Annotated in this window: 4 protein-coding genes; 2 read left to right on the top strand and 2 right to left on the bottom strand. The window is 67.9% G+C overall.

Translation table 11 applies throughout. The features are described from left to right. Together B3587_RS02550 and B3587_RS02545 are read right to left on the bottom strand one after the other, a co-directional pair. Positions 1-1506, bottom strand: a 1506-nt coding sequence (locus B3587_RS02550; RefSeq protein ID WP_292726310.1) for a DEAD/DEAH box helicase, incomplete at its 3' end; no start/stop codon positions are given. Positions 1507-1658: 152 nt separating this feature from the next. After that, the gene (locus B3587_RS02545) at positions 1659-1907 is read right to left on the bottom strand and encodes a hypothetical protein (RefSeq protein ID WP_292726308.1); all 249 of its coding nucleotides are present in this window, start codon (positions 1905-1907) and stop codon (positions 1659-1661) included. Positions 1908-2046: 139 nt separating this feature from the next. Between B3587_RS02545 and B3587_RS02540 the strand changes: the two genes are divergently transcribed. Together B3587_RS02540 and B3587_RS02535 are read left to right on the top strand one after the other, a co-directional pair. Continuing rightward, complete coding sequence (locus B3587_RS02540) at positions 2047-2592, top strand: hypothetical protein (protein ID WP_292726306.1); 546 nt, start codon at positions 2047-2049, stop codon at positions 2590-2592. 110 nt (positions 2593-2702) lie between these two features. After that, positions 2703-4042 (top strand): NACHT domain-containing protein (locus B3587_RS02535; protein ID WP_292726304.1); only part of this gene is annotated, 1340 nt, incomplete at its 3' end.

Below are 4042 nucleotides of genomic sequence, written 5' to 3'. Positions count from 1 at the left end.
CCCAAGCTCATCGGTGGATCGAGGGTAAGTCGTTCGCGGTCCGCCTCCGCTGCGGGGGCCGCGAACGGAGCGTTCGTTGCGGTCACGTCCACCACGCTCGGGTCGGTCCTGCGAATCGCGCGCAAAGCGGGGCTCGGGTTCAGTGTCCGGGTCGAGCAGCAGGGGAGTGTCGCCCTGCGCCACGACGGCAAGGGCCGCAGCGACATCCGCCTCGGGCACGTCGTGGTGCTCGACGTAGTGAGCGATGATGTCGCGGAAGGTGCCGATCTGCGCCGGATCGGCCAACGCCGCCGTGATCGCGTCGTCGAAGCGTGTGAGCCGGGTCGCGTTGACGTCCTCGACGCTCGGCAGCTTCATTTCGGTCAAGGGCTGGCGCGTGGCCCTCTCGATCGAGGTCAGCATGCGCCGCTCGCGCGGGGTGACGAAGCTGATCGCCGCTCCCGCGCGTCCGGCTCGTCCCGTGCGGCCCACGCGGTGGACGTAGGACTCGGTGTCGATCGGTAGGTCGTAATTGACGACGTGGCTGATGCGGTCAACGTCGAGGCCGCGGGCTGCGACATCCGTGGCGACCAGGATGTCGAGCTTGCCGCTCTTGAGCTGGTTGACCGTCCTCTCGCGCTGCGCCTGCGCGACGTCACCGCTGATCGCTGCAGCCGTGTATCCGCGGGCGCGCAGCTTTTCGGCGAGGGTCTCGGTCTCGTTCTTCGTGCGCGTGAAGACGATCATGCCCTCGAAGTTCTCGACCTCGAGTATGCGGGTGAGCGCATCGACCTTCTGCGGGTACGACACCAGCAGGTACCGCTGCGTGATGTTGGCCGACGTGGTGGTCTTGGTCTTGACCGTGATCTCTTCGGGGTCGCTCAGGTACTGCGCCGAGATGCGGCGGATCTGCGCCGGCATCGTCGCCGAGAACAGGGCGACCTGCTTGGTCGGGGGGGTGTCGGCGAGAATCGTCTCGACATCCTCGGCGAAGCCCATCTTGAGCATTTCGTCGGCCTCGTCGAGCACGAGGTACTTCAGCTCCGATAGGTCGAGCGTGCCCTTATCGAGGTGGTCCATGATGCGGCCCGGCGTTCCCACGACGATGTGTACGCCTCGGCGCAGCGCCGAGAGCTGCTGACCGTAGCCCTGGCCGCCGTAGACAGGAAGGACGTGCACGCCGCGCAGATGCGAGGCATACTTCTCGAACGCCTCGCACACCTGCAGGGCCAGCTCGCGGGTGGGAGCGAGCACGAGTGCCTGCGGGGTCTTCTGCGACAGGTCGAGCCGGGAGAGGATCGGCAGCGCGAATGCTGCCGTCTTTCCGGTGCCAGTCTGTGCGAGACCGACGACGTCGCGTCCCGCCAGTAGGGGAGGGATCGTCGCGGCTTGAATGGCGGACGGTGTCTCGTACCCGACATCCTTCAACGCCTTCATGACGGCGTCGCCGAGTCCGAGGTCGGCGAAGGCGGGCTCGGGTCGGGAAGGCGCTGCCCCGTCGGTCACGTTTTCGAGGGAAGAGGCCATAGGTGTGACGCTAGTCGCTCCGCGGGTCTGTCGCGATTCGGTTGAACCAGACGCCGGGGCGAGGATGTGAGGCCGCAGCGGACCACCGCGAGCATCGACCGGTTTCGTCTCTGCGGCGGTGCTCCTTCCGCGCCGTTGATCCGCCCGCGCCGTCAGGCATCCGTGCCCCCGACGCCGTCGTTGTGGTGCCACCGGACCAGCCCTTGCTGGTTGGCAAGGGCCACCGCCTCCAGACGGTTGTGTACGCCGAGCTGATGAGCTGTCGCGGTCGAGCCCAGACGCGGTGCGCCGTCGATGAGCCAACCGATCGCGGCTCCTAGATCGTACTCGGCGGCGAACTGCTCCCATGAGGGCAGCAGACTCTGCACGACGGGCATGTCGTCGAGATCTGCAGCACCCATCCGCTTGTGCCACGGTGTGTCCCACGCGAGTGAGTATCCAGACGGCACCGCGCGGCGGCTGAGCAGTTCTTACTCATTGCGGGTGAGGGGACGCCGCTGGATGCTGATCGGGCACCCGCCCCTGATCGAGGAGAGTCCGATGCCCCTGCTCCGCAGCGTCCCCGCCGCCCACGGATGTCGTGCCGATTCCTCGATCGAGGCTCGCGACAAGGCCCCTGCGCGCACCGCCCGAGCTCTGCTCCTCGCGCCTTTCCTCATCGCCGTGCTCGCCGGGTGTGCGGTCTCCCAGCCGCCATCCGACGTCAGCAGCTCGGTCGCCGAGACGCTTGCTGACGCGGGATCCGACGTCGACACAGAAGCTGCGCCAGACGTCGTGGCACAGGTCAACGCCGCCGATCTGCCCGACTGGTTCCCGGCCGACTTGCCCATGCCGGCCGGCGAATACCGCTGGACGACTGTCGACGACGCCGGTGCGTTCCTGCAGTTCACGATCAGCGGGGAGTCGGTGATCGAGGACCTTGTGACGGAACTCGAGGCCGCCGGGTACGCGGTGACCGCCGTCGACGATCATGGCGAGGGGTGGAAGACCTGGTTCACTGAGAGCGAGACCTACCGGGTCAACATCGCCGCTCGTGACCTGGGTACCGACGCCGCCTACATCGACTATCGCGTCGAACCCAAGTGAGGCCCGGCCGCGGGTGATTCTCGGGCCAGCTGAGGGTCGGCTCCGTGGTGCGCGGAGGCGGTGACAGCGCCGATGAGGCAGCGCTCTGACGAGCACTACAGTGGGTCGAGATGGCCGAGTTCCTGTCCTCCCGTGGCGGATGGACCGTGATGGTTCGCCCGGAGCTTCGGGACCCGCTCGTCGCCGCGCTCGCCACGCGCCCTGCCCGCTCGCAGATGCTCCGCGGCGCGAGCGGAATCGGCAAGACGACGCTTGCCGCTCAGGTCGGTGAAGAGCTCACACGCCTGGACATGACAGTGGTCCCGGTGGTGGCCCTCGAGGAGCTCTCCGAGGTGCCGCTGGCGGCATTGGCACCGCTTCTGAACGCGTCAGCGGTGGCGGATGCATCGGACGACGTCGCCGGTCGGGTCCAGCGTCTGATCGGACTGATCGGAGGAGCGCCGGACCGTTACGTGCTGATCGTCGACGACGCCCCTTTACTCGACGCGCTGTCGGCATCCGTGGTGTATCAGCTCGTCCGCGTATACGGAGTTCCGACACTGCTGACCGCGCGTGACGAGCATCGCCTTGTGGGCCCGATTGCGCGGATGCTGCACGAAGATCTCGTCACGGTCACCGACCTCGAGCCGCTGGATGCCGCGCAACTGGAGGAGCTCGTCGAACACCATCTCGCCGGGTCCGTCCGCCCCGAGTCGGTGGTGGGGCTGCTGCGTGCGACAGCGGGGAACCCGTTGCTTCTGCGCGAGCTGGTGCTTACCGCCCAACGCGCCGGACGCGTCCACGAGGGGCCGTTCGGTGTCGAGGTCGAGGCGGCGGCACTGCCCGTGCATCTGGTCGATTCGGTGCGGCATCGCGTGACCGAGCTGGATGCCGAAGAGCTCGGCTTCGTGCGGCTGCTGGCACTTGCCCAACCCTGGCCCGCCGATCTGGTGGCCATGGAAGATGCCGAGGTGCTGTCGTCTCTTCGCAGCCGCGGACTTGTCGATGATGGTGCAGGTGTGGGCATCCGTCTCACCCACCCGCTCCTGACCGAGGCGGTGATCGCGCTCATGTCGAGCAGCGAGCGTGCTGAGCGTGCTGCGACGGCGGCGGCGGCGTTGCGGACGACGGGTAGAGACACTGACCGGTTCGCTGCCGTACGGCTGGCGAGGGTTCATTCGAGCGTCGAACGCGAGGGCTCGGAGCGCGGGCCCGACGCCGGGCAGGTTGAGGTCGACTGCGGCTCGACGCTGTCTGCCGCAGATCTCGAGTGGGCGGCGGGGTACGCGGCATCGGTGGGGGACGCGGCGACATCGCTGAGCTTCTCCCATGCCGCGGCAGAGGCGGGTGGAGGGTTTCGAGCCCACGTCTTGGCTGCGGCGGCGCACTCCGTGCTCGGCGAAACCGACTCCGCCGACGAACAGTTCGATCGCGCCGCGCGCACAGCGCAGACGGATGCCGAACGCGCGCT

It is taken from the genome of Microbacterium sp. UBA837 (assembly GCF_002296025.1).
Classification (GTDB): Bacteria; Actinomycetota; Actinomycetes; order Actinomycetales; family Microbacteriaceae; genus Microbacterium.
Note: the sequence above shows the minus strand (reverse complement) of the source record. Positions and strands in the feature narration are given on the sequence as shown.